Source organism: Actinomadura sp. NPDC023710 (genome assembly GCF_040639875.1).
Lineage (GTDB): Bacteria > Actinomycetota > Actinomycetes > Streptosporangiales > Streptosporangiaceae > Spirillospora > Spirillospora citrea.
In genome coordinates this window covers 65,177-90,615 of sequence record NZ_JBFAGB010000008.1, presented here as the reverse complement: position 1 = coordinate 90,615, position 25,439 = coordinate 65,177, and the positions used below count along the sequence as shown (strand labels likewise).

The following is a 25,439-nucleotide window of genomic DNA, read 5'->3' as shown; positions in this document are numbered from 1 at the left end:
CCCCCGGCCTTGACGCACACGCGCGGCGGTCCCTGCACACAGGGGCCGCCGTGCGGGTGTGCCACGCCACGAGCGCCGCGAACAGCGGGCCCCATGACTCCACCCTCCCGGCCCCGATAGGCTCGACGATATGAGTGTGCGGCGGGTGATGGGCATCGAGACCGAGTACGGCATCTCCGTACCCGGGCAGCCAGGGGCCAACGCGATGGTGACCTCCTCCCAGGTCGTCAACGCCTACCTGGCGGCGTCGGCGGCACGGGCCCGCAGGGCCCGCTGGGACTTCGAGGAGGAGAACCCGCTCCGAGACGCCCGCGGCTTCGACCTCGCCCGCGAGGTCGCCGATCCCACGCAGCTCACCGACGAGGACCTCGGCCTCGCCAACGTCATCCTCACCAACGGCGCCCGGCTCTACGTCGACCACGCCCACCCCGAGTACTCGGCGCCCGAGTGCACCAACCCGCTCGACGCCGTCATCTGGGACAAGGCGGGCGAGCGCGTGATGGCCGACGCAGCGCGGCGCGCCGCGCTCGTCCCCGGCACCCACCCCATCCAGCTCTACAAGAACAACACCGACAACAAGGGCGCCTCCTACGGCTGCCATGAGAACTACCTCATGCGCCGCGAGACGCCCTTCGCCGACATCGTCCGGCACCTCACCCCGTTCTTCGTCTCCCGCCAGGTCGTCTGCGGCGCCGGCCGCGTCGGCATCGGCGTGGACGGCCGCGGCGACGGCTTCCAGATCAGCCAGCGCGCCGACTTCTTCGAGGTCGAGGTGGGGCTGGAGACCACCCTCAAGCGGCCGATCATCAACACCCGCGACGAGCCCCACGCCGACCCCGAGAAGTACCGGCGGCTGCACGTCATCATCGGCGACGCCAACATGGCCGAGCTGTCCACCTACCTCAAGCTCGGCACCACCTCGCTCGTCCTCGCCATGATCGAGGACGGCTTCCTCACCGTCGACCTCTCGGTCGACATGCCCGTCGCCGCGCTCCGGGCGGTCTCCCACGACCCGTCCTGCAAGCACCTGCTCACGCTGCGCGACGGCCGGAAGATGACCGCGGTCCAGCTCCAGATGGAGTACCTGGAGCAGTCGCGCAAGTACGTCGAGGACCGGTTCGGCGTGGACGTGGACGAGATGACCAAGGACGTCCTCGACCGCTGGGAGTCCGTCCTGCACCGCCTCGGCGACGACCCGATGCAGCTGTCCCGCGAGCTCGACTGGGTCGCCAAGCTGTCCCTGCTGGAGGGCTACCGCAGCCGCGACGGCCTCGACTGGTCCCACCCGCGCCTGCAGCTCGTCGACCTGCAGTACACCGACATCCGGCCCGACAAGGGCCTCTACAACCGCCTGGTGGACCGCGGCCGCATCGACCGGGTCGTCACCGAGGCGCAGGTCCAGGCCGCCGTCGAGGACCCGCCGGAGGACACCCGGGCCTACTTCCGGGGCCGCTGCCTGCGCCAGTACGCCGAGTCCGTCGCCGCGGCCTCCTGGGATTCGGTGATCTTCGACGTCCCCGGCCGGGAGTCGCTGCAGCGCGTGCCCACCCTGGAGCCCCTGCGCGGCACCAAGCAGCACGTGGGCGCCCTCCTGGACCGCTGCCGCACCGCCGCGGACCTCGTGGCCACCCTGACCGGCCAGGGCTGAACGGGGCCGAGGGCGCCGCACACGCGCCTGAGGGCCCCGCTCGCGCGTCCGCCGGACGGCTGGACGGTCCGAGCACGGCCGGCGCCACCGAACGGCCGTGCCGGGTAACGGGCCGGTTTCGTGGCCGCTTTGCCCGTTTCGGTGGGCGGTGGACCGGCGATAACCCGAGCATGCCCCCGGTCCTCGGGCGGAGACGGCGAAACGGACCCGAGAGTTCCGCGCACCGTCGAAGATCGGAGATAGGGTCGGAGGCACCGGCAGAGCGGAGGTACGGAATGGCCACGAAGGACACCGGCGGTCAGAAGCAGACCACCCGGCGCACGGAAGAGGTCGAGGAGACCGAGGCCACGACCACCGAGGACGTGCAGGAGCGCCAGGAGAAGCTCACCGACGACGTGGACTCGATCCTGGACGAAATAGACGAGGTGCTGGAAGAGAACGCCGAGGACTTCGTCCGCGCCTATATCCAAAAGGGCGGACAGTGAACCCCGAATCGGGCGGATCGGCCACATAGCGAATCGCCGTTTCTCCGGAGCGGAACTCCAACTTGACACGGTAGTGAGGACATGGGTGGGCCCGGCGGCCCGCCCATGTTCGTGTGTCCGTGCTCGTGCGCGCCGGGCGCGGGCGCGCCGGGTTCGCCGTGGGCTGATCGGACCGGTGATCGGGCGGCATGCGCGCGGGCGACCTTGAACAGTAGGGTCGTAGAGTCCGCGCCGGTGGGATTGTCGAAGCCGGCGCCATGGTGGAGGGGAAGGGAGTCGCGTGGCGTCCCACGATTCGCACACCGGACGTCTGCCGGGGTTGTTCGCGAGCCCGGATACGTCGTCGTTCACGGAGTTCCTCGGGGCGTACTCGCCGGAGCTGCTGCCCGGCAGGCGGACGCCGCCGTCCTCGCGGGCGGGCGAGGACATCCCGCACGGGACGACGATCGTCGCGGTCGGATTCCCCGGCGGGGTGGTGATGGCGGGCGACCGGCGGGCGACGGCGGGCAACGTCATCGCGCAGCGCGACATCGAGAAGGTCTTCCGGGCCGACGAGTTCTCCGCGATCGCGATCGCCGGCACGGCCGGGATCGGGATCGAGATGGTCCGGCTGTTCCAGGTGGAGCTCGAGCACTACGAGAAGCGCGAGGGCCGGACGCTGTCGGTCGAGGGCAAGGCGAACCGCCTGGCGACGATGGTGCGGCAGAACCTGGCGATGGCGATGCAGGGACTGGCGGTGGTGCCGCTCTTCGCGGGCTACGACGAGGAGCGGAACGAGGGGCGGATCTTCTCCTACGACCCGGCGGGCGGCCGCTACGAGGAGCGCGACTTCCACTCGATCGGCTCGGGGTCGGTCTTCGCGCGCGGCGCCCTGAAGAAGCTCTACCGGCCCGAACTGTCGGCGCAGGACGCCGCGCTGGTGTGCGTCCAGGCGCTGTACGACGCGGCCGACGACGACTCGGCGACGGGCGGGCCCGACCTGACGCGCCGGATCTTCCCCGTGGTGGCGTCGGTGACGGCGGACGGGTACCACCGGTTCGGCGAGGACGAGGTGGGCGCGCTGGCGCAGGCCGTCGTCGACGCACGTTACGACTCGCCGGGCGGCCCGACCGCCCCGCTGCGATAGAAGGGATCCAGACCGGTGTCCATGCCGTTCTACGTGTCGCCCGAACAGCAGATGAAGGACAAGGCGGACTACGCGCGCAAGGGCATCGCGCGCGGCCGCAGCGTCGTGGTCCTGCAGTACGACGACGGCATCCTGTTCGTGGCGGACAACCCGTCGCGAGCGCTGCACAAGATCAGTGAGATCTACGACCGGATCGCGTTCGCCGCGGTGGGGAAGTACAACGAGTTCGAGAACCTGCGGCTCGGGGGCGTCCGCTACGCCGACATCAACGGCTACCAGTACGACCGCCGCGACGTGACGGCGCGGGGCCTGGCGAACGTGTACGCGCAGTCGCTCGGGACGATCTTCACCGAGACCAACAAGCCGTACGAGGTTGAGTTGGTCGTCGCGGAGGTGGGCGACGACGCCGACACCGACCAGATCTACCGGCTGACGTTCGACGGCTCGGTCGCCGACGAGCACGGCTACGTCGCCATGGGCGGGCAGGCCGAGGCGGTGGCGCAGTCGCTGAAGGACGGCTACCAGGAGGGCTCCTCGCTGGCGGACGCGCTGCGCACGGCCGTGCGGGCGCTGGAGGCCCAGGACTCCGACCGGCACCTGGAGGCGACCTCGCTGGAGGTCGCGGTGCTGGACCGCAATCGCGAGCACCGGCTGTTCAAGCGGCTCTCGGCGGCGCGGATCGGGGACCTGCTCGCCGCGGAGGACTCCGCGTCCGGCACCACCTCCGGCGACGAGGACTCCGGGTCCGGCGGTACCACCGGCGGAACGGCCTCCTCGTCCGGCGCGGACGAGGACTGACGCGCGGGCGGGCGGGCCGCCTGACGGCGCCCCTGCCTGCCGAAACGGGCCCGCGGCGTTCCGGGCGCCTTGCGGCGCGGCGGCCGCGTTCGCCGGAAACGGTGGGTCGAGAGACTGCCAAGTGACGGCCGCGCCGCATAGGGTCTTGGTGTGGACAGGCGCATCTTCGGGCTTGAGAACGAGTACGGCGTCACCTGCACCTTCCGCGGGCAGCGGCGGTTGTCACCGGACGAGGTGGCGCGCTATCTGTTCCGCAGGGTCGTGTCGTGGGGCCGTAGCAGCAACGTGTTCCTTCGCAACGGGGCTCGGCTCTACCTGGACGTGGGGAGCCATCCGGAATACGCGACGCCGGAGTGCGACAGCGTCGTCGACCTGGTGACGCATGACAAGGCGGGCGAGCGGATCCTGGAGGGCCTTCTGGTCGACGCCGAGCGGCGGCTCCGCGAGGAGGGCATCGCCGGCGACATCTACCTGTTCAAGAACAACACCGACTCGGCCGGCAACTCCTACGGCTGCCACGAGAACTACCTGGTGGGGCGGCACGGCGAGTTCGGACGGCTCGCGGACGTGCTGATCCCGTACCTGGTGACGCGGCAGATCATCTGCGGCGCCGGCAAGGTCCTGCAGACGCCCCGCGGCGCGGTGTACTGCGTGTCGCAGCGGGCGGAGCACATCTGGGAGGGCGTGTCGTCGGCGACGACGCGGTCCCGTCCGATCATCAACACCCGTGACGAGCCGCACGCGGACGCCGAGCGGTTCCGCCGCCTGCACGTGATCGTCGGCGACTCGAACATGAGCGAGACGACGATGCTGCTCAAGGTCGGCGCGACCGACCTGGTGCTGCGGATGATCGAGGCCGGGGTGGTGATGCGCGACCTCACCCTGGAGAACCCGATCCGGGCGATCCGCGAGGTCAGCCACGACATGACGGGCCGCCGGAAGGTGCGGCTGGCCAACGGCCGCGAGGCCAGCTCGCTGGAGATCCAGAAGGAGTACTACGGCAAGGCGCGCGACTTCGTGGACGCGCGAGGCGGCGACGCGACGGCCAAGCGGGTGCTGGAGCTGTGGGAGCGGACGCTGCGCGCGGTGGAGACCGGCGACCTGGACCTGGTCTCGCGCGAGATCGACTGGGTGATCAAGTACAAGCTGATCGAGCGGTACCGGCGCAAGTACGACCTGCCGCTGTCGTCGCCGCGCGTGGCCCAGCTCGACCTCACCTACCACGACGTGCACCGCGACCGCGGCCTGTACTACCTGCTGGAGAAGCGGGCGTCCGTCGACCGGGTGTCGCGCGACCTCGACATCTTCGAGGCGAAGTCGGTGCCGCCGCAGACGACGCGGGCGCGGCTGCGGGGCGAGTTCATCCGCAAGGCGCAGGAGAAGCGGCGCGACTTCACGGTGGACTGGGTCCATCTGAAGCTGAACGACCAGGCGCAGCGCACGGTGCTGTGCAAGGACCCGTTCCGCTCCGTGGACGAGCGCGTCGACAAGCTCATCGCCGGCATGTAGGGCGCGGGGCACGGCGGTCCCGGGGGCGCGTCCCGGACCGCGCGGGACGACACGCGCACGGCAGGTTACCGGCAGGTCACCTGGGCGGTAGGGTGAGCGCGCAGTAGCGCTCACCACCCCCGAAGGACCCCCGTATGCGCCGTCGTGTTCGGTTCCTCCCCGCGGCCGTCGTGCTCGCCCTGCCGCTCGTGCTGTCCGCCGCCTGCTCGGGCGGCGGCGTGGACGTCGAGGTGAGCGGGGACTTCGGGAAGCTGCCGCAGGTGAAGTTCCCCAAGGGGGCGCCCGGCGACTCCTTCGCGGTGAAGACCGTCAGGAAGGGCGGGGGAACGGCGGCGCGCAAGGGCGACCTCGTCGTGGCCGACTACGTCGGCTACCGGTGGAACAAGGGCGGGCGCAAGCTGCTGGCCAGCAGCTACTCCAAGGGCGAGCCGGGCGCGTTCCCCACCGGCCGGCTGGTGCCCGGCCTCACCAAGGCGTTCGAGGGAGTGCGGCCGGGATCGCGGGTGGTGACCCGGATCCCGCCCAAGGACGGCTTCGGCGACGAGGGCGACCCGAAGCACCAGGTGGGCGGCGACGACACGCTGGTGTACGTCCTGGACGTCCGGGCGGTGTACCCCCGGACGGCGGGCCCGCACGGCGCGCGGCAGGCTCCGCTGGACGAGCCGGGGCTGCCGAAGGTGGCGGACGCGGCGGCGGGGCAGGCGCCGGCGGTGACGATGCCGCGCTCGGCCCCGCCGAAGGGCCTCCAGGTCCGGACACTGGTCAAGGGGAACGGCCCGGCCGTGCGCAAGGGCCAGCTGGTGGCGCTGCAGTACGGCGGGTACTTCTGGCGCGACGGGAAGATGTTCAACTCCTCCTGGTCGGAGGGCCACCCGTTCGGGGCGATGATCGGGACCGGCCAGGTCATGAAGGGCTGGGACCAGGGCCTGGTGGGCCAGCGGGTGGGCGGCCGCGTGCTGCTGGTGGTGCCACCGGCCCTCGGGTACGGGGCGAAGGGGCTGGCGCAGTTCGGCATCAAGGGCAACGACACGCTGGTGTTCGTCGTGGACCTGCTGGGCGCGCACTGAGCCGCGCGCTCTAAGTCGAGTTCCCGTCGTTCTTAGAATGGCGGGATGGAGGACATCGACGCGATCGCGCTGCTGCAGGACCCGGTGCGGCGGCGGCTGTACGAGTTCGTCGCGGCGCAGGGCCGCGAGGTGGGGCGGGGCGAGGCCGCCGAGGCGGCCGGCGTCGCGCGGACCCTGGCGGCGTTCCACCTGGACAAGCTGGTCGACGCCGGGCTGCTGGAGGCCGGCAGCAGGCGGCTGACGGGGCGGTCGGGCCCCGGGGCGGGACGCCCGGCGAAGGTGTACCGGCGCTCGGCGGCGGAGCGGGACGTGTCGCTGCCCGCCCGCGACTACCGGACGGCGGCGGGGCTGCTGGCCGAGGCGGCCGAGACGGCGGGTCTCGACATGGAGCTCCAGGACGCGGCCCGCCGCAGGGGACGGGCGCTGCGCGGCCAGGGCGCCCCCTTCGACGACCTGGACCAGCTGGCGGACGTGCTGGCCGGCCGCGGCTACGAACCCGTCTTGGACGACGACGGCGCCGTCCTGCGCATGCGCAACTGCCCCTTCCACACGGTCGCCGAGCAGTTCCCGCCGCTCGTCTGCGGGATGAACCTGGCGCTGCTCGAAGGGCTGGTGGAGGGCTCGCGGGTCCGGGTCCGGATGGATCCGCGGCCCGGCTGGTGCTGCGTCGCGGCCGCTCCTTCTAAAAACAATGAACATTGACATAGAAGTGGGGAGCGTGGTGGGGTGAGCCCATGAGCACACGGACCCGGTACCACCTCGCCCAGTTCAACCTCGGCACGCTCCGCTTTCCCCTCGGCGACCCGCGCATGGCGGACTTCCTCGCGCTGGTGGAGCCGGTCAACGCGCTCGCCGACGGCACGCCCGGCTTCGTCTGGCGGCTGGTGGAGGAGGGGGAGGCCGACGCCACCGGGATGCGCCCCGCCGGCGAGGACGTCATCGTCAACTTCTCGGTGTGGGAGTCGGCGGAGGCGCTGTGGGACTTCGTCTACCGCAGCGGCCACCTGGAGACGATGCGGCGCCGCCGCGAGTGGTTCCAGCGGCACGTGGACGCGCATCTCGTGCTGTGGTGGGTGCCGGCGGGCCACATCCCGAGCGTCGGCGAGGCCATGGAGCGCCTCGCGCTGCTCCGCGCGGACGGCCCCTCGCCGCGGGCGTTCACGTTCACCTCGTCCTACACCGCCGAGGAGGCCGCGGACGCCGACGCCGGCGCCGTTTCGGCCGGCACCGGGCCCGCGGCGCTCTAGGGTCGGCCGAGCAGGGCGGCCGTGTGGCGGCCCGCCGCGGCCGCCGTGAGGAAGTAGGGGAGGTCCTCCTCCAGCCGGCGCCCCATGGTCGACAGCCGGACGCCCCAGTCCTTCTCGGCGGTCCTGAGGGTCTCGTGGAGGCCGTCGACGGGGACCGGGACGAGCCGGTGCCGTTCGCCCAGCGGCGCGGCCCCGGCGGCGACGCGGGCGCCGAAGGGGCCGCCGAGTTCGGGGACGGGGATGTCGGCGCGGGCCAGCGCCACGCGCCCGTAGGCGGTCAGGGAGTGGTGCGAGACGCCGATGTGGCGCTCGCGCCTGTCGCCCTCGCTGACCCGCAGCGACCCCACCGGCCGCCCGCCCAGCACGGACGCGGCGTTGACGGCCTCGCCCGCCGTGACGCCCGAGAAGCCCCACTTGGTGCCCGTCCCCAGGTTGCCCGGGCCCTGGGCGAGGACCACCGCGTCGGCCTCCAGGACGAGCCGCGCGGCCAGCAGGCCGGTGTGGACGGTGACGGCCTCGAGGTCGCCGCCGAACGCCTGCCCCACGGTGACGGTCGCGGCGAGGGCCCCGGCGTCCTTCAGCCGGGCGATCGACATCGAGAACCACGACGGCAGCGCCCCGCCGTCCGGCATCACGTAGACGACCCGCGCGTCCGGGCGCCCGGCCAGCAGGGCGGCAAGGATCGGGGGCAGCGCGGAGTGCAGGTCGGCGACGATGACGGGCATCCGGTCCAGCGAGTCGGCGTCGCGCAGGACCGCGTGGTGGGGGGAGTCCTGCTCGTCGGCGCCGAGGACGGTGGCCTGCAACGGGGTGTAGCGGGCCTTGACCAGGTGGCCGGGCCCCTCCGGGTCGGGCGGGAGCCGGTCCGGGACCGCGACGACCATGGCGTACCCGCCGGTGCCGAGACCCATCGCCAAGGCCGTAGTGTTGAGCAGGACGGTGTCGCCCGGTTCGGGCCTGCCCACCAGGGCGGGATAGGCCAGGGCCCGGTGCGTCCCTTCGCCCCCGATCGAGACGTCCAGCTCGACCGCCCCCGGCCATTCGCGGCGGATGTCCTCGACTGTGCCTTTGCGCCATCGGATCACACCGGGAAACGGTAGCGTCCTGCGGGACGGCACGTGGGGACGATCGGCACGCCGGCCGGGGTTCGGGGCTCACGGAGGGAACGAGGTGGTGGCGAAGTGTCGCGGCGCAAGACCGAGCGGCTGCTGAACCTGGTGGTCTGCCTGCTCGCCACCCGGCGCTATCTGACGGCCGAGCAGATCCGCCGGGCGGTGCCCGGCTACCCCGACTCCGACGAGGCGTTCAAGCGCATGTTCGAGCGGGACAAGGAGGAGCTGCGCGAGCTCGGCGTCCCCCTGGAGGTCGGCAGCGACCAGCAGGGCGGCGGCGGCGAGGAGATCGGCTACCGGATCCCCCCGCAGGCCTACGAACTGCCCGACATCCACCTGTCCCCGGACGAGGCGGCGGTGCTGGGCCTGGCGGCGCGGGTGTGGCAGCGCGCCAGCATGGCCGAGGCGGCGTCGGGGGCGCTGCTGAAGCTGCGCGCGGCCGGGGTGGAGACCGACGTGGCCGCCGCGACGGGCATCGAGCCGCGGGTGAACACGCACGACCCGTCCTTCCCCGCCCTGTGGGAGGCGGTGCGCGACGGCCGCCCGGTCGCGTTCGACTACCAGGGCATCGGGCGCACGTCGGTGGCGCGCCGGCACCTGGACCCGTGGGGCGTGGTGAGCCGGCGGGGCCGCTGGTACGTGGTCGGGTTCGACCGCGACCGCGACGAGCAGCGGGTTTTCCGGCTGAGCCGCATCGTCGGGGACGTCGCGCCGGACGGCCCGCCCGGGTCGGTGACGGTCCCGGACGGGGTGGACGTGCGGCGCATCGCGTTCGACTGGAGCGAGCCGCTCGGCGAGCCCCGCCCGGCGACCGTCCGGCTGCGGCGCGGCGCGGCGCAGGGCCCGCGGCGGTGGGCCCGCGACGTCCGCCCGGTCGAGGAGCCGGCCTGGGACGGGGAGTGGGACGAGGCGGTCCTGACCTTCGGAGACGTCGACCGGTTCGCGCCCTACCTGGCGCGGTTCGCCGACGACGTGGTGGTCCTCGACCCGCCGGACCTGCGCGAGGCGGTGGTCCAGCACCTGAAGTCGGTGCTGGCCGCGTCCGGCGCGCACCCGGCGGCGGCGCACGGCGAGCATGGGGAGATGAACGGCCGATGACGGCGAAGACCGCGGCGAAGGCGGCGACGACGTCCACGGACCGGCTCGCGCGCCTGCTGGCACTCGTTCCGTACGTGGTGAACCGCGACTCGGTGGCGCTCGGCGAGGCCGCCGCCGCGTTCGGGGTGACCGAGAAGCAGCTGATCGACGACCTGAACCTGCTGTGGTGCGTGGAGCTGCGCGCGCCCGACCCCTACTGCCCGATCGACCTGTCCTACGAGGGCGGGGAGATCACCGTGGCGGAGGCGGAGTCGATCGCCCGGCCGCTGCGGCTGAAGGTGGACGAGGCGAGCGCGCTGCTGGTGGCGCTGCGGATGCTGGCCGAGATCCCCGAGCTGCACGACCGGGACGCGCTCAGCCGCGTGATCGCCAAGCTGGAGACCGCGGCGGGCGCGGCCGCGGCGGTGTCAAGCAAGGTCTCCGTGGAGGTGGACGCCCGGGGCGGCTCGGCCGACTCGGCCCGCACCGCGGTCGGCGTCCTGCGGGAGGCGATCGCGGCGGGCCGCCGCGTGCACCTGACCTACTACGTCCCGGCGCGGGACGAGAACACCGAGCGCGACGTCGACCCGATGCGGCTGCTGGTCGTGGAGGGCACCACCTACCTGGAGGGCTGGTGCCGCCGGGCCGAGGGGGTGCGGCTGTTCAAGCTGGACCGGATCGCCGACCTGTCGGTGCTGGACGTGCCCGCCGAGGTGCCGGACGACGCGGAGCCGATCGACGTGGACGCCGGCCTGTTCCGCCCCTCGCCGCAGGACGAGGCGGTCACCCTGGAGCTGTCCGCGCGCGGCCGGTGGGTCGCCGACTACTACCCGTGCGAGAGCGTGGAGGAACTGGGGGAGGGGCGGCTCCGGGTCGTCCTGCGCACCCCGGACGCCCGCTGGGTGCGGGGCCTGGCGCTGCGCCTCGGCGACCAGGGCCGCGTCGTGGCCCCGGAGGCGATCGCGGCCGGGGTGCGGGACGACGCGGCGCGCGCGCTGGCCCGGTACGGCCTGGCGTGAGCCGATCGGATAGCGTGGCGGGCGTGGCGTGGGTCTCGGTGTCGGTGTCGCTCGGTTTCGCCGGGCTGGCCGTGCTCGCCTGGTGCGCCTTCAAGGTGTGGCTCGGCGTACGGCGTTTCGGACGTGAACTGGAACGCACCAGGCGCCGGCTGGAACCGGAACGGTCGGCGCTGCGCGATGAACTCTCCCGGCTCGAGGACGATCGCTCGCCACAACCGCCCGGGGACGGCGTACGATCGTCCTGAGTGTCACCTGTTGAAGAGGACTGCACATGCCGAACATCGGGACCCCCGAACTGCTCATCATCCTGCTGGTCGTCGTCCTGATCTTCGGGTCGGCGAAGCTGCCCCAGCTCGCCCGTTCGCTGGGCAAGTCGGCGCGCATCCTGAAGGCCGAGACCAAGGGCCTGCGCGAGGACGATGACGACGCGCCCGCCGATCGGCCCGCCAAGACCATGCCGACCTCGCAGGGCGACGAGGCACGTGACAGGGCGGCCCGGCTGCGCGAGGAGGCGGCCCGGCTGGAGCGCGAGGCGGCGGCCTCCGAGGGCGGGCAGCGTTCCCGCGGCGCGCTGGCCTCGGGTGAGCCGATCCAGGGTGTGCCGGTGTCGGACCCCGGTCAGGCGCGCAAGGGCTGACCCGGCCCAGGCCACGACCACCCCGCCCCGCGACCCCCGAGCCGAATGCCGACGATGAAGCTGAACAGGCGCGACGCCGCCCCCGACGGCCGCATGCCCCTCATGGAGCACCTCCGTGAGCTGCGGAACAGGCTGATCAAGGCCGTGCTGGCCTTCGTGGTGGGCGCGGTCCTCGGCTGGCTGCTGTTCGACCCGGTCTGGGACTTCCTCAAGCAGCCGTACTGCTCGCTGCCCCAGTCGCACGTGGTCGACAAGGACCAGTGCTCCCTGTTCGTGAACGGGATCTTCTCCTCGTTCTTCCTGAAGCTGAAGATCTCCTGCATCATCGGCGGGGTCATCTCCGCGCCGGTCTGGCTGTACCAGCTCTGGGCGTTCGTGGCGCCGGGCCTGTACCAGCGGGAGCGCCGCTGGACGTACGTCTTCATCGGCGCAGCCGTCCCGCTGTTCTTCGTCGGCACCGGTCTGGCGTACCTGACCGTCGACAAGGGCCTGGCGATCTTCCTGGGGTTCGTCGCCGACGACGTCAAGCCCCTGATCACGGTCGACAGCTATCTCAGCTACGTGCTGACGATGCTGCTGGTGTTCGGGCTGACGTTCGAGCTCCCGCTGTTCGTGGTCGTCCTGAACATGGCGGGCGTGCTGAGCTCGTCGCGGATCCGCCGGTCCCAGCGGCTGATCCTGTTCGGGATCTTCGTCTTCGCGGCGGTCGCCACGCCGAGCGCCGACCCGTTCACGATGCTCGCGCTCGCGCTGCCGACCGTCCTGCTGTTCGAGATCGCCGCGCTGCTGGCCTTCTTCAACGACCGCAGGCGGGCCCGCCGCCCCGACCCGTACGCGGGCCTGGCCGACGACGAGGTCTCGCCCCTCGACCTCGAATCGATCGACGCGGAGCTGGAGAAGGGCGACCGGGCCCGCTGATTGGGTATCGGGCCGGTCGAAACCGTAGGCTCGATGGTATGACCACCCCCGACACCACGTCGGCCGGACAGAGCCCGGCCCAGCGCTACGCCGCCTACCGCAGGCGCACCGGCGGGAACGGCCCGGCCCTGCTGGACTTCCGGACGCTGTACGACTTCGAGCTCGACGCGTTCCAGCTGGAGGCGTGCCAGGCACTGGAGGACGGCAGCGGCGTGCTGGTCGCCGCCCCGACCGGTTCCGGGAAGACGGTGGTGGGGGAGTTCGCGGTCCACCTCGCCCTGACCGGCGGCACCAAGTGCTTCTACACCACGCCGATCAAGGCGCTGTCGAACCAGAAGTACGCCGACCTCGTCCGCCGGTACGGCCCGGAGAAGGTGGGCCTGCTCACCGGCGACAACAGCGTCAACGGGGAGGCCCCGATCGTCGTCATGACGACCGAGGTCCTGCGGAACATGCTGTACGCGGGCTCCCAGACCCTCGCCGGGCTGGCGTTCGTCGTGATGGACGAGGTGCACTACCTCGCCGACCGGTTCCGCGGCGCCGTCTGGGAAGAGGTGATCATCCACGTTCCGGACTCGGTGCGGATCGTGGCGCTGTCGGCGACCGTCAGCAACGCCGAGGAGTTCGGCGAGTGGCTGCACGAGGTCCGCGGCGACACCGCGGTGATCGTGGACGAGCACCGCCCCGTCCCGCTGTTCCAGCACATGCTGGTGGGGACGCGGCTGTACGACCTGTTCGTCGACACCGGCAAGGGCGGCGACCGGCAGGCCAGGCTGAACCCGCAGCTGACCCGGATGGCGGTGGAGGAGGTCCGGCGCGCCAAGGTCAACCAGGGGCGCCGCACCGGCCGCCGCCGGGCCCCGCGCCCGCAGCGGTTCCGGCCGCCCGCCCGGCCTGATGTGATCGAGCGGCTGGAGCGCGCCGGGCTGCTCCCGGCGATCACGTTCATCTTCAGCCGCGCCGGCTGCGACGCCGCCGTCCTGCAGTGCCTGCACGCCGGGATCCGGCTGACCTCCAAGGAGGAGGCCGAGGAGATCCGCGCGCACGCCGAGCTGCGCACCGCCGACATCGCGACGGAGGACCTGCGGATCCTCGGCTACGGCGACTTCCGGGAGGCCCTGGAGCGCGGCGTCGCCGCCCACCACGCCGGGATGCTCCCCACGTTCAAGGAGATCGTCGAGGAGCTGTTCACCCGCGGGCTGATCAAGGCCGTGTTCGCCACCGAGACGCTCGCGCTCGGCATCAACATGCCCGCCCGCACCGTGGTGATCGAGAAGCTGGACAAGTGGAACGGCGAGGCCCACGTCGACCTCACCCCGGGCGAGTACACCCAGCTCACCGGGCGCGCCGGACGGCGCGGCATCGACGTCGAGGGCCACGCCGTCGTGGTGTGGGGCCCGAACGTCGAGCCCGCGTCCGTGGCCGGGCTGGCCGGCACCCGCACCTACCCGCTGAACTCCAGCTTCCGGCCGTCCTACAACATGGCCGTCAACCTGGTCGGCGCCGTCGGCAACGAAAGGGCCCGCACGCTCCTGGAGGAGTCGTTCGCGCAGTTCCAGGCCGACCGCGCCGTCGTCGGCCTGGCCCGGCAGGTGCACAAGAACGAGGAGGCCCTGCAGGGCTACGCCAAGGCCGCCGAGTGCCATCTCGGCGACTTCATGGAGTACGCCGCGATGCGGCGGCGGCTGTCGGACCGCGAGTCCGAGCTCTCGCGCGAGCGCGCCGGGGCCCGCCGGGCCGAGGCCGCCCGCTCCCTGGAGCGGCTGCGTCCGGGCGACGTCATCCTCGTCCCGTCCGGGCGGCGCTCGGGCCTGGCCGTCGTCCTCGACCCGGGCGTCGGCCGCCGCTCCGACGGCCCCGCGCCGCTCGTGCTGACCGTGAACCGGTCGGTGCAGCGGCTGTCGATCCAGGACTTCCCGCGCGCCGTCGAGCCCGTCGAGCGGATCCGCATCCCGAAGTCCTTCAGCCCCCGCAACCCGCAGGACCGCCGCGACCTGGCGTCCACGCTGCGCAACAAGGTCCCCGACGACGTGCGCGAGCGCAAGCGCTCGCGCGCCGACTCGCCCGCCGTCGACGACGCCGAGATCACCCGGCTGCGCGCCGAGCTGCGGCGGCACCCGGTGCACGGCTGCGACAAGCGCGAGGACCACGCCCGCTGGGCCGAGCGCTACCACCGCCTGGAACGCGAGACCGAGCAGCTCCGGCGCCGCGTCGAGGGCCGCTCCCAGGTGATCGCCCGCACGTTCGACCGCGTCTGCGCCGTCCTGCAGCAGCTCGGCTACCTCGACGGCGACTCCGTCACCGCCGAGGGCCGCCGCCTCGGCCGCATCTACAACGAGCTGGACCTGCTCACCGCCGAGAGCCTGCGCGAGGGCGTGTGGGAGAAGCTCGGCCCGGCCGAGCTGGCCGCGTGCGTGTCGGCCCTCGTCTACGAGTCGCGGCAGCCCGACGACGCCACTCCGCCCCGCACGCCCCCCGGCCCGGCGCAGGACGCGCTGGCCGCCATGGTGCGGCTCTGGGGCGTGCTGGAGGGCGTCGAGCGCGACAACCGCGTCTCCTTCCTGCGCGAGCCCGACCTCGGCTTCGCGTGGACCGCCTACCGGTGGGCCAAGGGCGACGACCTCGACGAGGTGCTGATGGAGAGCGACCTCACCGCGGGCGACTTCGTGCGGGCCGTCAAGCAGCTGCTCGACCTTCTCGGCCAGGTCGCCGACGCCGCGCCGCCCAACAGCCACATCCGCAAGACCGCCCGCCGCGCCATGGACGCCATGCGCCGCGGCGTCGTCGCCTACTCCTCCGTCGCCTAGGCGGCGCGGCGCCGCGCCCGCCGGGCCGAGAGCGTCCGGTCCACGCGGAAGGTGGCCAGCCGCACCAGCAGGGGCTCCGGCGGGCGCCTCAGCCAGGCGGGGGTCAGGCGGTGGCCGAGGCGGGCCGTCCGCAGGAGCGCGCCGGCCGTCCGGCGGCGGGCGGGGGTCCACGGCAGGCCGAACTGGCCCCGCAGCTCGTCGGGCAGGAGCGCGGCCGTCAGGAGGCGGAAGACCGCGAGCGCGGGGGCCAGGACGCGCAGGCGGCGGGGCCACAGGACCGCGTCGGCGACCTCTCGGGCGGTGCCGGTGACCTCCAGGGCGGCGAGCGTGTCGGCCATGTAGGCGCGGAACGCGGCCAGGTCGGGCGGCTGCGTCTCCAGGGAGCAGCCGAGGACCTCGGCGACGACCCGCGCCTGCCGGTAGTAGGCCTCGGCCAGGCCGGGTTCGCCGCCCCGCATGACGTGCTCGTAGACGTGCAGGGCCGAGTCGATGAGGGTCGCGTTGACCCAGAGCTGCAGGTCCGGGTCGTTGCCGGAGTAGTCCTCGCCGCGGACGGTCGTGTGGATGCCGCGCACCTTCGCCGCGATGCGCGCCACCTGCTCCGGCGTGCCGAAGGTGACGATCAGCAGGAAGTCGAGGGTGCCGAACAGCCGCGCCAGGGGGCGCTCGGCGAAGTCGCTGTGCTCGGCGACGCCGCGCGCCACGGCCGGGTGGGCGAGCTGCATGAGCAGGGCCCGGCCGGCCGCGAGGCCGACCAGGGGCTCGGCGGCCAGGGCCCGCAGCACGTCGCGGTCGGCGAGGCGGTCGGGCGTGATCTGGGACGGGGCGGTCACGGCGCCTCCCGGGGTCGGATCGTGCCCGGTCATCCTCGCGCACCTATTGGCAGATGGTCAATAACGTGCCGGATTCCGGTCCGGTGGCCCGGCGCGGAGGATGAAGAGAGCATCGGTTACCAAACCTGAGAGAAATGTCGTATGTGACGGCTGTCGATGGCACAATCAGGCGTTTCATCGGATCACGAGAAAGGCCCCGACCGTGGCCATCCGCGACAAGATGGGCGCCAACGCGGCCCACGCCCTGCAGCCGGGTGAGAACATCCAGGCGGTGTTCGGCGCTCAGACCACGAGCCAGTACTTCGCCCTGCTCTCGTACTGGATCATCATCTTCAGCAACGCCTACCGGGTCGTCGTGGTGACGGACCGGCGCATCCTCGTCTGCCGGTCCGGGCGGCTGCGCATGACGCCGGTCAACGAGGTCCTGCGGGAGCTGCCCCGGGGCACCCGGATCGGCCCGCCGAGCGGGCTGTGGTGGCGCTGCGAGACTCTCGGCGAGAAGCTGTACGTGCACAAGCGGTTCCACAAGGACATCAACGCCGCCGACGGGGTCGCCGCCTGACGTTCCCCCTGGCGAGGCGCCCTCCCGGCTCGGGGAGGGCGCCTCGCCGTCTGCGCCCCCGGCGCGGCGCGCCCAGCCGGTGGGTGACGGATCGGCTCCAAGGAGGATCCGTCCGGAGCGGCGGGGCGCTAGTGTGATTCCGGTCACGGATCACTCACCGAGAGACGCCGGGAGAGGCATGATCGAGGCGGAGAACCTCACCAAGCGCTACGGCGACAGGACGGCCGTGGACGACCTGTCATTCACGGTGGTCCCCGGGCGGGTCACCGGGTTCCTCGGCCCCAACGGCGCCGGGAAGTCGACCACCATGCGGCTGCTGCTCGGCCTGGACCGGCCCGACCGCGGGGACGCCCGGATCCACGGCCGCCACTACCGCGACCTGAACGCGCCGCTGCGCGTCGTCGGGGCGCTGCTGGAGGCGCGGGCCGTGCACACCGGGCGCAGCGCCTACAACCACCTGCTGTGCCTCGCCCAGACGCAGGGCATCGGCAAGAAGCGCGTCGACGAGGTGGTCGAGCTCGTCGGCCTCGCCGGCGTGGCCCGCAAGCGCGCCGGCGGCTTCTCGCTCGGCATGGGGCAGCGGCTCGGCATCGCCGCGGCGCTGCTCGGCGACCCGTCCGTGCTCGTGCTCGACGAACCCGTCAACGGCCTCGACCCCGAGGGCATCGTCTGGATCCGCACGCTCATGCAGCGGCTCGCCGCCGAAGGGCGCACGGTGTTCGTCTCCAGCCACCTGATGAACGAGATGGCCGTCACCGCCGAGCACCTCATCGTCATCGGCCGCGGCCGGCTGATCGCGGACTGCTCCACCGAGGAGTTCATCGAGCGCAGCACCGAGAAGGCGGTGATCGTCCGCAGCCCGGACGCGGCCCGCCTCGCCGACCTCGTCACCGCCGAGGGGGGCAAGGCCTTCCCGGACGGCGAGGGGCTGCTCAACGTGACCCACATGGAGGCGCCCCGCGTCGGGGAGCTCGCCGCGGCCGGGGGCATCGTCCTGCACGAGCTCACCCCGACCCGCGGCTCGCTGGAGACGGCGTTCATGGAACTGACCCGCGAGAGCGTCGAGTACGGCGGAGGCGGCGCGCCCGTCCCGGACACGGTCCCTCCCCCGAGCGCGGTCCCCGTCGAGGAGGGGGAGACCCGATGACCACGGCCACCACCACGCCCGCCGCGGACCCCGCGGCCCACCCGCGCCCCGGCTTCGGGCGGCTGCTCCTCTCGGAGTGGACGAAGATCCGCACCGTGCGGTCCACGCTGTGGACGCTCATCCTGCTCGTCGTCGTGGACCTCGGCTTCACCGCGCTGCTGGTGGGCCTCACCGTCGCCCAGTGGGACAACACCAACCCCGCCGACCGTGCCTCGGTCGTCGCGGACCCGACCGGCTTCATCCTCGGCAGCGGGTTCTTCCTCGGCCAGCTGACCATCTGCGTGCTCGGCGTGCTGGTGATCGCCTCGGAGTACTCCACCGGCATGATCCGCGCGAGCCTGCTCGCGGTGCCGCGGCGGCTGCCTGTGCTGTGGGCCAAGGCCCTGGTGTTCGGGGCGGTCGTGTTCGTCCTCGGCGTCGCGGTGTCGTTCGTCTCGTTCTTCATCGGCTCGGCGCTGATCGGGGACAAGGTGCAGGTGTCGCTGGCCGACGAGGGCGTGCTGCGCGCCGTCATCGGCGGCGGCCTGTACCTGGCGATGCTCGGGCTGTTCGCTCTCGCGATCGGCGCCATCGTGCGGCACCCCGCCGGAGGCATCACCGGCGTCATCGGGTTCGTGCTGGTGCTGGCGCCCCTCGCCACGCTCCTGCCCGGCAGCATCGGCGACCACATCCACGCCTACCTGCCGTCCGAGGCCGGCCAGCTGATCGCCAAGTCCCGCCAGGGCACCGACGACCTGCTGACCCCCTGGCAGGGGTTCGGGGTCTTCGCGCTCTGGACGGGCCTGCTGCTCGCCATCGGCGCGGTCCTGCTCAAGCGCCGCGACGCCTAGCCGCCGGAGCCGTCCGGCCCGTCCGGGCCGCCTGCGGGGCGGCCCGGACGGGTCAGGCGTAAAGAGGTCAAGACCGTAACGATTCCCCCAGCGGGCTCCGAGTAACGGCGGGTCCCCGGGTAGTGGGAGGGCATGCAGGTCGCCCCCGTGCCCAGGACTCCCGCCCGAAGGCCCTTCACAGGACCGCTCGCCGACGGGTTCTCCTGCGGGACGCGGATCGAGGCGGGCACCGCCGGCCGCCTGCGCCATCTCGCCGACCTCCTCCCGGACGAGGAGGGCCGGTGACCGGCTGCGGACCGGTCCCGGACCGCGTTGGCGGACGCGGGACCGGTCCCTGTAGAAAGTCGTCATGAACGAGCGGCACGACGACGGCGTCGATGCGGTGACCTCGGCGCTGCTGACCGCGTCCCGCCTGCTGGTGGCGGTCTCGGTGCGCTCCCTGGCCGCGGCGGAGGGCGCCGTCACGCTGCCGCAGTTCCGGCTCCTGGTGGTGCTGTCCTCGCAGGGGCCGGCCAAACTCGTGACGCTCGCCGGGCTCCTGGAGGTCAACCCCTCGACCGCGATGCGGATGGTGGACCGGCTGGCCGCCGCCGGTCTGGTGGACCGGCAGGCCAGCCCGGACAGCGGCCGTGAGGTCCGCATCCAGCTCACTCCGGCCGGGCGCGGCATCGTCGACGACGTGACCGCCCGCCGCCGCGCCGACATCGCCGCGGTGGTGTCCCGGATGCCGGCCGGGCAGCGGCGCGCCCTCGTGGACGCCCTGCGCGCCTTCACCGAGGCCGGCGGCGAACCGCCGGTCACCTCCCTGGCCCTGCTCGGCTGGACCTGAGGCCCGGCCCGAACCGGTCCGCTCCCGGTCGAACCCGCCCGCCCGGACGTGCGTACTGCGCATCGACGCCCCTCCCCTCGACCGAAAGGCGGCGGCGGATGCGAGAACCCCGACCGGTCGTCGCGGCGGCGTGCGGCCTCGCCGCGGCGCTGCTCCTCGGCGCCTGCACGCCGATCGGCCGCCAGGCCGCCGACGGCGGCGCCGTGGCGCCGCAGGCGAACGCCCAGAACGCGGGCCAGTCCACCGTCGACACCCCGTGGGGGCCGCTCGGCCCCGCCGACCGGGACCTCGTCGTACGGGTCCGGCAGGCGGGGCTCTGGGAGATCCCCGTCGGCCGGGAGGCCGAGCGCCGCGCCGCGCGGGCCGCGACCCGCCGCAACCTCGGCGAGATCGCCCGCCAGCACGCCCGGCTGGACGAGCTGGACCGCGCCATCGCCGCGAAGCTGAACGTCCCGCTGCCGAACCAGCCCACCCCGGACCAGCAGAGCTGGATGTCGGAGATCACTGGAAAGTCGGGCAACGACTACGACCGGACGGCCGTCGCCCGGCTGCGGATGGCGCACGGGCAGATCTACCCGGCGATCGCCGCCGTCCGCGGCAGCACCCGCAACACGCTCGTGCGGAGCTTCTCCGAGCAGTGCGAGACGTTCGTCCGCACCCATATGAGGCTTCTGGAGGGCACCGGATTCGTCACCGGCGACATGCTGCCCGACCCGCCCCAGGCCACCGGCGCGCCCCCGCCCGGGGACCCCGGCCACTCCCACAGCCCGGCGCCGGCGGCGACCTCACTGCTGGGCGGGCAGTAGGCCGGGGGCGATCCGCGGTCAGGCGGGCAGCTCGGCGATCAGTTCGCCCAGGGCCGCGCCGAGCGGGGCGTCCAGCGTGACGAGCGCGTGCGGATCGCCCCGGGTGGCGCCGCGGTTGACGATCGCCACCGGGACGCCGTGCCGCGCCGCGTGCCGGACGAACCGGTAGCCCGACAGCACCGTCAGCGACGACCCCAGCACCAGCAGCGCCCCCGCCCGCTCCGTCAGCACGTAGCAGTCCCCGACGCGGGCGGGCGGCACGTTCTCCCCGAAGAAGATCACGTCGGGCTTGAGCGCGCCGCCGCACCGCTCGCAGCCCACGGTCCGGAACGTCTCGACGGCCTCGTCGCGCAGGACGGCGTCGCCGTCGGGGTTGATCGTCTCGGCGCGGGCCGTCCAGCCGGGGTTGGCCTCGCGCAGCCGCTCGTCCAGCCGCTCGCGCGCCGACCGCTCGCCGCAGGACAGGCAGACGACGCGGTCCAGCGCGCCGTGCAGCTCGATCACCTCGCGCGCGCCCGCGGCCTGCTGGAGCCCGTCGACGTTCTGGGTGATGATCCCCGCCAGCAGGCCGCGCCGCTGGAGCTCGGCGACCGCGCCGTGCCCGGCGTTCGGACGGGCCCGCGCGATGTGCCGCCAGCCGAGGTGGCTGCGCGCCCAGTAGCGGCGCCGCGCCGCCTCGCTCCCGATGAACGCCTGGTAGGTCATCGGCGCCGCGCGCCGCCGGCGGCCCGTCTCGCCGCGGTAGTCGGGGATGCCCGACTCGGTCGACAGCCCCGCGCCGCTCAGCACCACCACGTCGCCGTCCGAGACGAGGTCGGCCAGCATCGGCAGGCCGGCACGCGTCCCGTTCCCCACAACCTCCGTCACCCTTCCATGGTGCACGACCGTGGCGGGTCCGGTGCGCCCGGCCCGTCCGGCCTCGCGGGCGGGCCGGCTGTGAGGGCCACTTAACGCGGGGGTGACAGCGAAGATCCCTCCAAGTAATACGGGCCGCCGAGGATCGGGCCCATGGGAGCCGACAGCAGACCGGACAAGCGCCTGGTCGTCGCCGGCCACGGGCCGGCCGCGCACCGACTGGTGGAGGCGGTGCGCGAGCGCGACGCCGCCGGCACGTGGACGATCACCGTGATCGGCGAGGAGCCCCGCGCCGCCTACGACCGGGTGGCGCTGACGACGCATCTGGAGGGCGCCGACCTGGCCTACCCGGCGCACGACGGCGCAGTCGCCGTGCGGACCGGGGAGCGGGTCACCGGGATCGACCGCGCCGCCCGGACGGTCGCCACCTCGGCGGGGCGCGCCGTCCCCTACGACGCGCTCGTCCTGGCCACGGGGTCCTCCCCGTTCGTCCCGCCGGTCGAGGGCGGGGACCTGCCGGGTGTCTTCGTCTACCGCACGATCGACGACCTGGACGCGATCCGCGCGTACGCGCGGGGCAGGACCACCGGCGCCGTCGTCGGCGGCGGCCTGCTCGGCCTGGAGGCGGCCCGCGCGATCCAGGGCCTCGGCCTGCGCAGCGGCGTCGTGGAGGTGGCGCCGTGGCTGATGCCGCGCCAGCTGGACGAGGGCGGCGGCGCGATGCTGCGCCGCCACATCGAGGCGCTCGGCATGGCCGTGCACGCGGGCACCCCCATGCGCGCCCTGGAGGCGGGGGAGAACGGCTCGGTCCGGCGCGTCGTCCTGGAGGACGGCACGGTGCTCGACGCCGAGGTCGTGGTGTTCTCCGCCGGGATCCGCCCGCGCGACGAACTGGCCCGCGGCTGCGGCCTGCCGGTGGGGGAGCGCGGCGGGATCGTGGTGGACGCCTCCTGCCGCACCGAGGACCCCGCCGTCTTCGCGATCGGCGAGTGCGCCCTGGTCGGCGGCATGGTGTACGGGCTGGTCGGGCCCTGCTTCTCGATGGCCGAGGTGGTCGCCGACCGGCTGCTGTCCCCCGCGAGCACGGCGGTGTTCGAGGGCGCGGACATGTCGACGAAGCTCAAGCTGATGGGCGTCGACGTCGCCAGCTTCGGCGACCCGTTCGCCGGCCCCGAGCAGGGCGCGCTCGGCGTCACCTACACCGACCCCGTCGCCGGGGTCTACAAGCGGCTCCTCGTCAGCGACGACGCGCGGACGCTGCTCGGCGGCGTCCTCGTCGGCGACGCCGAGTCCTACGGCACGCTCCGCGCCCACGTCGGCGGCAGCCTGCCCGGCGCGCCCGAGCAGATGCTCTTCGGCGGTACCGAGGCGGCGGGCGGCGACCTTCCCGGCGCGACGGTCATCTGCTCCTGCAACAACGTCACCGCCGAGGGGATCCGCTGCGCGGTCGCCGAGTGCTCCCTGACCGACGTGGCCGGCGTGAAGGACCGCACCCGGGCCGGGACGAGCTGCGGCAGCTGCGTCCCGCTGGTGAAGCGGATCCTGGACGCCGAGCTGACCGCCGCGGGCATCGAGGTCAGCAAGGCGATCTGCGAGCACTTCGACTACAGCCGCGCCGAGCTGTTCGACATCGTCCGGGCCGGGCGCGTCGCGAGCTTCACCCAGCTCGTCCAGGAGCACGGGACGGGCCGCGGCTGCGACATCTGCAAGCCCGCCGTCGCCTCCATCCTCGCCAGCCTCGGCAACGGCCACATCCTGGAGGGCGAGCAGGCGGCGCTGCAGGACACCAACGACCACTTCCTGGCCAACCTGCAGAAGAACGGCACCTACTCGGTCGTCCCGCGGGTCCCCGGCGGGGAGATCACCCCCGAGAGGCTCATCGTGATCGGGGAGGTGGCGCGCGACTTCGGCCTCTACACCAAGATCACCGGAGGCCAGCGGATCGACCTGTTCGGCGCCCGCGTCGAGCAGCTGCCCGAGATCTGGCGGCGGCTCGTCGAGGCCGGGTTCGAGTCCGGCCACGCCTATGGCAAGGCACTGCGCACGGTGAAGTCGTGCGTGGGCTCCACCTGGTGCCGCTACGGCGTCCAGGACTCGGCCGCGATGGCGATCCGGCTGGAGATGCGCTACCGGGGGCTGCGCGCACCCCACAAGCTGAAGTCGGCCGTGTCCGGCTGCGCCCGCGAGTGCGCCGAGGCGCAGAGCAAGGACTTCGGCGTCATCGCCACCGAGAACGGCTGGAACCTCTACCTCGGCGGGAACGGCGGCATGCGGCCCCGGCACGCGGACCTGTTCGCCACCGACCTCACCGACGAGGAGTTGCTCACCTGCATCGACCGGTTCCTGATGTTCTACATCCGCACCGCCGACCGGCTGCAGCGCACCGCCGGGTGGCTGGAGTCCCTGGACGGCGGCCTGGACTATCTGCGCGAGGTCATCGTGGACGACCGGCTCGGCATCTGCGCCGACCTCGACGCGGCCATGGACCGCCACGTCGCGTCCTACTCCGACGAGTGGCGCGACACCCTGGACGATCCCGAGCGGCTCCGCCGGTTCGTCTCGTTCGTCAACGCCCCGCAGACCCCCGACCCGAGCATCGCCTTCGAGGTCGAGCGCGACCAGATCAAGCCCCTCCCGCTGGAGGTGAAGCGGTGAACCCCGTGGACGCGGCGCGCGTGGTCGTCATCGGCAACGGCATGGCCGGTTCCCGGCTCGTGGACGAACTGCGGTCCCGGGACGCCGCGACGCCCGTGACGGTGTTCGGCGCGGAGGCGCAGCGCCCCTACAACCGGATCCTGCTCTCGAACGTCCTCGCAGGGAAGACGCGGCCCGACCACATCAGCCTGGTCGACGCCGCCTGGTACGCCTCCCACGGCGTGGACGCCCGTCTCGGCGTCGAGGTCACCCGCATCGACCGCGCGGCGCGGACGGTGCACGCCTCGGACGGGACGGTCACCCCCTACGGCACGCTCGTCCTCGCGACCGGCAGCACCGCGTTCGTCCCGCCGATGCCGGGCCTGGAGGACGGCCTGCCGCGCGGCGCGGAGGTGTTCCGCACCCTGGAGGACTGCCGCCGCATCTCCGCCCTGGCCGAGTCGGCGCGCCGCGCGGTGGTCGTCGGCGGCGGCCTGCTCGGCATCGAGGCCGCGCGCGGGCTCACGGGCCGCGGCCTGGAGGTGACCGTCCTGCACCTGGCCGGGCACCTCATGGAGCGCCAGCTCGACCCGGCCGCGGGGCGGGTCCTGGCCCGCACGCTGGCGGCCCTCGGCATCGGCACCCGGCTGCAGGCCGCCGTCACGGGGCTGCGCACCGCCGGCGGCGCGGTGACCGGCGTCGAGCTGGCCCTGCCCGGCGGCGGGACGGAGGTCGTCGACGCCGACCTGGTCGTCCTGTCCTGCGGCGTCCGGCCGGAGGTGGGCCTGGCCCGGGACGCGGGCCTGGCCGTCGGCCGGGCCGTGATCGTCGACGACGAGCTGCGGTCGGTCACCGATCCGGCCGTCCGCGCCATCGGCGAGTGCTCCGAGCACCGCGACGAGGTGTACGGGCTGGTGGCGCCCGCGTGGGAGCAGGCGGGCGTGCTCGCCGGCCTGCTCGCCGGCACCGACCCCGCGGCGCGGTTCACCGGCGCCCGCCAGATCACCCGGCTCAAGGCCGCCGGGATCGAGCTGGCGTCCATGGGGGAGACCCACTTCGGCGACGACGACGAGGACGTGGAGGTCGTCCGGTTCACCGACGCGGCGCGCGGCACCTACAAGAAGGCCGTGATCCGGGACGGGCGGCTGATCGGCGCGATCCTGCTCGGCGAGACCTCCACCGCCGGGACGCTCACCCAGCTCTACGACCGGGCCTCGCCGCTGCCCGCCGAGCGCCTCGGCCTGCTGTTCCCCGGCGTCGGCGCGGCGCCCGAGGCCGAGTCGCCGGTGCGGATGCCGGACGCGGCGACCGTCTGCCAGTGCAACAACGTCAGCAAGGGCCAGATCCGCGCCTGCTGGCAGAGCGGCGCCCGCACGGCCGACGCCGTCGCGCGGGGCACCCGGGCGAGCACCGGCTGCGGCAGCTGCCGGTCCGCCGTCGAGGGCATCGTCGCCTGGCTGGAGGAGCAGGACACCGTGGACGTCGCTTGAGGG

25 protein-coding genes are annotated in these 25,439 nt (G+C 73.3%); 22 read left to right on the top strand and 3 right to left on the bottom strand.

Annotated elements, in window-relative coordinates:
- The first annotated feature begins 130 nt into the window (after positions 1 to 130).
- The 8 genes from dop to AB0H37_RS11655 all read left to right on the top strand — a co-directional run bounded on the left by dop (position 131) and on the right by AB0H37_RS11655 (position 7,880).
- On the top strand, positions 131 to 1,648 hold the full coding sequence (gene dop, locus AB0H37_RS11690; protein WP_218935179.1) for a depupylase/deamidase Dop: 1,518 nt from the start codon (positions 131 to 133) through the stop codon (positions 1,646 to 1,648).
- A 275-nt stretch (positions 1,649 to 1,923) separates the two neighbouring features.
- Positions 1,924 to 2,133 (top strand): ubiquitin-like protein Pup, encoded by a 210-nt coding sequence (locus tag AB0H37_RS11685; protein ID WP_021593619.1) that lies wholly within the window; start codon positions 1,924 to 1,926, stop codon positions 2,131 to 2,133.
- A 280-nt stretch (positions 2,134 to 2,413) separates the two neighbouring features.
- Positions 2,414 to 3,259: a proteasome subunit beta gene (prcB, locus tag AB0H37_RS11680; RefSeq protein ID WP_179835161.1), complete on the top strand. Its 846-nt coding sequence runs from the start codon at positions 2,414 to 2,416 to the stop codon at positions 3,257 to 3,259.
- A 21-nt stretch (positions 3,260 to 3,280) separates the two neighbouring features.
- The gene (gene prcA / locus AB0H37_RS11675; protein WP_360612445.1) at positions 3,281 to 4,057 is read left to right on the top strand and encodes a proteasome subunit alpha; all 777 of its coding nucleotides are present in this window, start codon (positions 3,281 to 3,283) and stop codon (positions 4,055 to 4,057) included.
- Between the two features lie 150 nt (positions 4,058 to 4,207).
- Positions 4,208 to 5,566, top strand: a complete 1,359-nt coding sequence (gene pafA / locus AB0H37_RS11670) for a Pup--protein ligase (protein ID WP_179835160.1) — start codon at positions 4,208 to 4,210, stop codon at positions 5,564 to 5,566.
- Positions 5,567 to 5,700: 134 nt separating this feature from the next.
- Complete coding sequence (locus AB0H37_RS11665; protein WP_179835159.1) at positions 5,701 to 6,633, top strand: FKBP-type peptidyl-prolyl cis-trans isomerase; 933 nt, start codon at positions 5,701 to 5,703, stop codon at positions 6,631 to 6,633.
- A 45-nt stretch (positions 6,634 to 6,678) separates the two neighbouring features.
- On the top strand, positions 6,679 to 7,335 hold the full coding sequence (locus AB0H37_RS11660; RefSeq protein ID WP_360612330.1) for a helix-turn-helix domain-containing protein: 657 nt from the start codon (positions 6,679 to 6,681) through the stop codon (positions 7,333 to 7,335).
- 32 nt (positions 7,336 to 7,367) lie between these two features.
- Entirely contained in the window at positions 7,368 to 7,880 is a 513-nt protein-coding gene (locus AB0H37_RS11655; RefSeq protein WP_360612329.1) for a DUF3291 domain-containing protein, read from the top strand.
- Here the strand turns inward: AB0H37_RS11655 and AB0H37_RS11650 are convergent.
- On the bottom strand, positions 7,877 to 8,965 hold the full coding sequence (locus AB0H37_RS11650; RefSeq protein WP_360612328.1) for a DUF3866 family protein: 1,089 nt from the start codon (positions 8,963 to 8,965) through the stop codon (positions 7,877 to 7,879). The genes AB0H37_RS11655 and AB0H37_RS11650 overlap by 4 nt on opposite strands.
- Positions 8,966 to 9,061: 96 nt before the next feature.
- Between AB0H37_RS11650 and AB0H37_RS11645 the strand changes: the two genes are divergently transcribed.
- From AB0H37_RS11645 to AB0H37_RS11620, 6 genes are read left to right on the top strand one after another with little or no spacing between them, the layout of a single operon-like run.
- Positions 9,062 to 10,090: a WYL domain-containing protein gene (locus tag AB0H37_RS11645; RefSeq protein ID WP_360612327.1), complete on the top strand. Its 1,029-nt coding sequence runs from the start codon at positions 9,062 to 9,064 to the stop codon at positions 10,088 to 10,090.
- Complete coding sequence (locus AB0H37_RS11640) at positions 10,087 to 11,088, top strand: WYL domain-containing protein (RefSeq protein WP_329090325.1); 1,002 nt, start codon at positions 10,087 to 10,089, stop codon at positions 11,086 to 11,088. Before AB0H37_RS11645 ends, AB0H37_RS11640 begins: the two co-directional genes overlap by 4 nt.
- A 23-nt stretch (positions 11,089 to 11,111) precedes the next feature.
- A complete protein-coding gene (locus tag AB0H37_RS11635) occupies positions 11,112 to 11,333 on the top strand; it encodes a hypothetical protein (protein ID WP_229810316.1) in 222 nt (73 codons plus the stop codon).
- 26 nt (positions 11,334 to 11,359) lie between these two features.
- Complete coding sequence (gene tatA, locus AB0H37_RS11630; RefSeq protein ID WP_179835153.1) at positions 11,360 to 11,725, top strand: twin-arginine translocase TatA/TatE family subunit; 366 nt, start codon at positions 11,360 to 11,362, stop codon at positions 11,723 to 11,725.
- Positions 11,726 to 11,779: 54 nt separating this feature from the next.
- Positions 11,780 to 12,643 (top strand): twin-arginine translocase subunit TatC, encoded by an 864-nt coding sequence (tatC, locus tag AB0H37_RS11625; protein WP_329090328.1) that lies wholly within the window; start codon positions 11,780 to 11,782, stop codon positions 12,641 to 12,643.
- 38 nt (positions 12,644 to 12,681) lie between these two features.
- Entirely contained in the window at positions 12,682 to 15,450 is a 2,769-nt protein-coding gene (locus tag AB0H37_RS11620) for a DEAD/DEAH box helicase (protein WP_360612326.1), read from the top strand.
- Here the strand turns inward: AB0H37_RS11620 and AB0H37_RS11615 are convergent.
- Positions 15,447 to 16,283, bottom strand: a complete 837-nt coding sequence (locus tag AB0H37_RS11615; RefSeq protein WP_360612325.1) for an oxygenase MpaB family protein — start codon at positions 16,281 to 16,283, stop codon at positions 15,447 to 15,449. The two genes, AB0H37_RS11620 and AB0H37_RS11615, sit on opposite strands and share 4 nt — an antisense overlap.
- A 202-nt stretch (positions 16,284 to 16,485) precedes the next feature.
- Here AB0H37_RS11615 and AB0H37_RS11610 point away from each other — a divergent pair, with 202 nt between their 5' ends.
- From AB0H37_RS11610 to AB0H37_RS11585, 6 genes are all read left to right on the top strand, one after another.
- Positions 16,486 to 16,845 carry a hypothetical protein gene (locus tag AB0H37_RS11610; protein WP_179835149.1) on the top strand — a complete coding sequence of 120 codons (360 nt, stop codon included), beginning with the start codon at positions 16,486 to 16,488 and terminating at the stop codon, positions 16,843 to 16,845.
- Positions 16,846 to 17,023: 178 nt separating this feature from the next.
- Positions 17,024 to 17,992 (top strand): ATP-binding cassette domain-containing protein, encoded by a 969-nt coding sequence (locus tag AB0H37_RS11605; RefSeq protein WP_179835148.1) that lies wholly within the window; start codon positions 17,024 to 17,026, stop codon positions 17,990 to 17,992.
- Entirely contained in the window at positions 17,989 to 18,822 is an 834-nt protein-coding gene (locus tag AB0H37_RS11600) for an ABC transporter permease (protein ID WP_329090337.1), read from the top strand. The genes AB0H37_RS11605 and AB0H37_RS11600 overlap by 4 nt, the downstream gene beginning before the upstream one ends.
- Before the next feature lie 132 nt (positions 18,823 to 18,954).
- A complete protein-coding gene (locus AB0H37_RS11595; RefSeq protein WP_360612324.1) occupies positions 18,955 to 19,107 on the top strand; it encodes a hypothetical protein in 153 nt (50 codons plus the stop codon).
- Between the two features lie 64 nt (positions 19,108 to 19,171).
- The gene (locus AB0H37_RS11590; RefSeq protein WP_179835145.1) at positions 19,172 to 19,651 is read left to right on the top strand and encodes a MarR family transcriptional regulator; all 480 of its coding nucleotides are present in this window, start codon (positions 19,172 to 19,174) and stop codon (positions 19,649 to 19,651) included.
- Between the two features lie 98 nt (positions 19,652 to 19,749).
- Positions 19,750 to 20,457: a DUF4142 domain-containing protein gene (locus tag AB0H37_RS11585; RefSeq protein ID WP_360612323.1), complete on the top strand. Its 708-nt coding sequence runs from the start codon at positions 19,750 to 19,752 to the stop codon at positions 20,455 to 20,457.
- Positions 20,458 to 20,475: 18 nt separating this feature from the next.
- Here AB0H37_RS11585 and AB0H37_RS11580 read toward each other — a convergent pair whose 3' ends face one another.
- The gene (locus tag AB0H37_RS11580) at positions 20,476 to 21,282 is read right to left on the bottom strand and encodes an NAD-dependent protein deacetylase (protein WP_360612443.1); all 807 of its coding nucleotides are present in this window, start codon (positions 21,280 to 21,282) and stop codon (positions 20,476 to 20,478) included.
- 183 nt (positions 21,283 to 21,465) lie between these two features.
- Here AB0H37_RS11580 and nirB point away from each other — a divergent pair, with 183 nt between their 5' ends.
- Together nirB and AB0H37_RS11570 are read left to right on the top strand one after the other, a co-directional pair.
- Positions 21,466 to 23,967, top strand: coding sequence for a nitrite reductase large subunit NirB (gene nirB, locus AB0H37_RS11575; protein WP_360612322.1), 2,502 nt, complete (start codon positions 21,466 to 21,468; stop codon positions 23,965 to 23,967).
- The gene (locus tag AB0H37_RS11570; RefSeq protein WP_329090346.1) at positions 23,964 to 25,436 is read left to right on the top strand and encodes an FAD-dependent oxidoreductase; all 1,473 of its coding nucleotides are present in this window, start codon (positions 23,964 to 23,966) and stop codon (positions 25,434 to 25,436) included. Before nirB ends, AB0H37_RS11570 begins: the two co-directional genes overlap by 4 nt.
- Positions 25,437 to 25,439: the final 3 nt, after the last annotated feature.

Excerpts from the sequence above, each read along its gene's own strand:
- AB0H37_RS11595 (WP_360612324.1), top strand. The coding sequence starts at position 18,955 with ATGCAGGTCGCCCCCGTGCCCAGGACTCCCGCCCGAAGGCCCTTCACA.
- tatC (WP_329090328.1), top strand. The coding sequence starts at position 11,780 with ATGAAGCTGAACAGGCGCGACGCCGCCCCCGACGGCCGCATGCCCCTC.
- AB0H37_RS11580 (WP_360612443.1), bottom strand. The coding sequence starts at position 21,282 with ATGCTGGCCGACCTCGTCTCGGACGGCGACGTGGTGGTGCTGAGCGGC.
- AB0H37_RS11620 (WP_360612326.1), top strand. The coding sequence starts at position 12,682 with ATGACCACCCCCGACACCACGTCGGCCGGACAGAGCCCGGCCCAGCGC.
- AB0H37_RS11665 (WP_179835159.1), top strand. The coding sequence starts at position 5,701 with ATGCGCCGTCGTGTTCGGTTCCTCCCCGCGGCCGTCGTGCTCGCCCTG.
- AB0H37_RS11660 (WP_360612330.1), top strand. The coding sequence starts at position 6,679 with ATGGAGGACATCGACGCGATCGCGCTGCTGCAGGACCCGGTGCGGCGG.
- AB0H37_RS11585 (WP_360612323.1), top strand. The coding sequence starts at position 19,750 with ATGCGAGAACCCCGACCGGTCGTCGCGGCGGCGTGCGGCCTCGCCGCG.
- nirB (WP_360612322.1), top strand. The coding sequence starts at position 21,466 with ATGGGAGCCGACAGCAGACCGGACAAGCGCCTGGTCGTCGCCGGCCAC.
- AB0H37_RS11655 (WP_360612329.1), top strand. The coding sequence starts at position 7,368 with ATGAGCACACGGACCCGGTACCACCTCGCCCAGTTCAACCTCGGCACG.
- AB0H37_RS11605 (WP_179835148.1), top strand. The coding sequence starts at position 17,024 with ATGATCGAGGCGGAGAACCTCACCAAGCGCTACGGCGACAGGACGGCC.
- tatA (WP_179835153.1), top strand. The coding sequence starts at position 11,360 with ATGCCGAACATCGGGACCCCCGAACTGCTCATCATCCTGCTGGTCGTC.
- prcA (WP_360612445.1), top strand. The coding sequence starts at position 3,281 with ATGCCGTTCTACGTGTCGCCCGAACAGCAGATGAAGGACAAGGCGGAC.
- AB0H37_RS11590 (WP_179835145.1), top strand. The coding sequence starts at position 19,172 with ATGAACGAGCGGCACGACGACGGCGTCGATGCGGTGACCTCGGCGCTG.
- AB0H37_RS11600 (WP_329090337.1), top strand. The coding sequence starts at position 17,989 with ATGACCACGGCCACCACCACGCCCGCCGCGGACCCCGCGGCCCACCCG.
- dop (WP_218935179.1), top strand. The coding sequence starts at position 131 with ATGAGTGTGCGGCGGGTGATGGGCATCGAGACCGAGTACGGCATCTCC.
- AB0H37_RS11640 (WP_329090325.1), top strand. The coding sequence starts at position 10,087 with ATGACGGCGAAGACCGCGGCGAAGGCGGCGACGACGTCCACGGACCGG.
- AB0H37_RS11685 (WP_021593619.1), top strand. The coding sequence starts at position 1,924 with ATGGCCACGAAGGACACCGGCGGTCAGAAGCAGACCACCCGGCGCACG.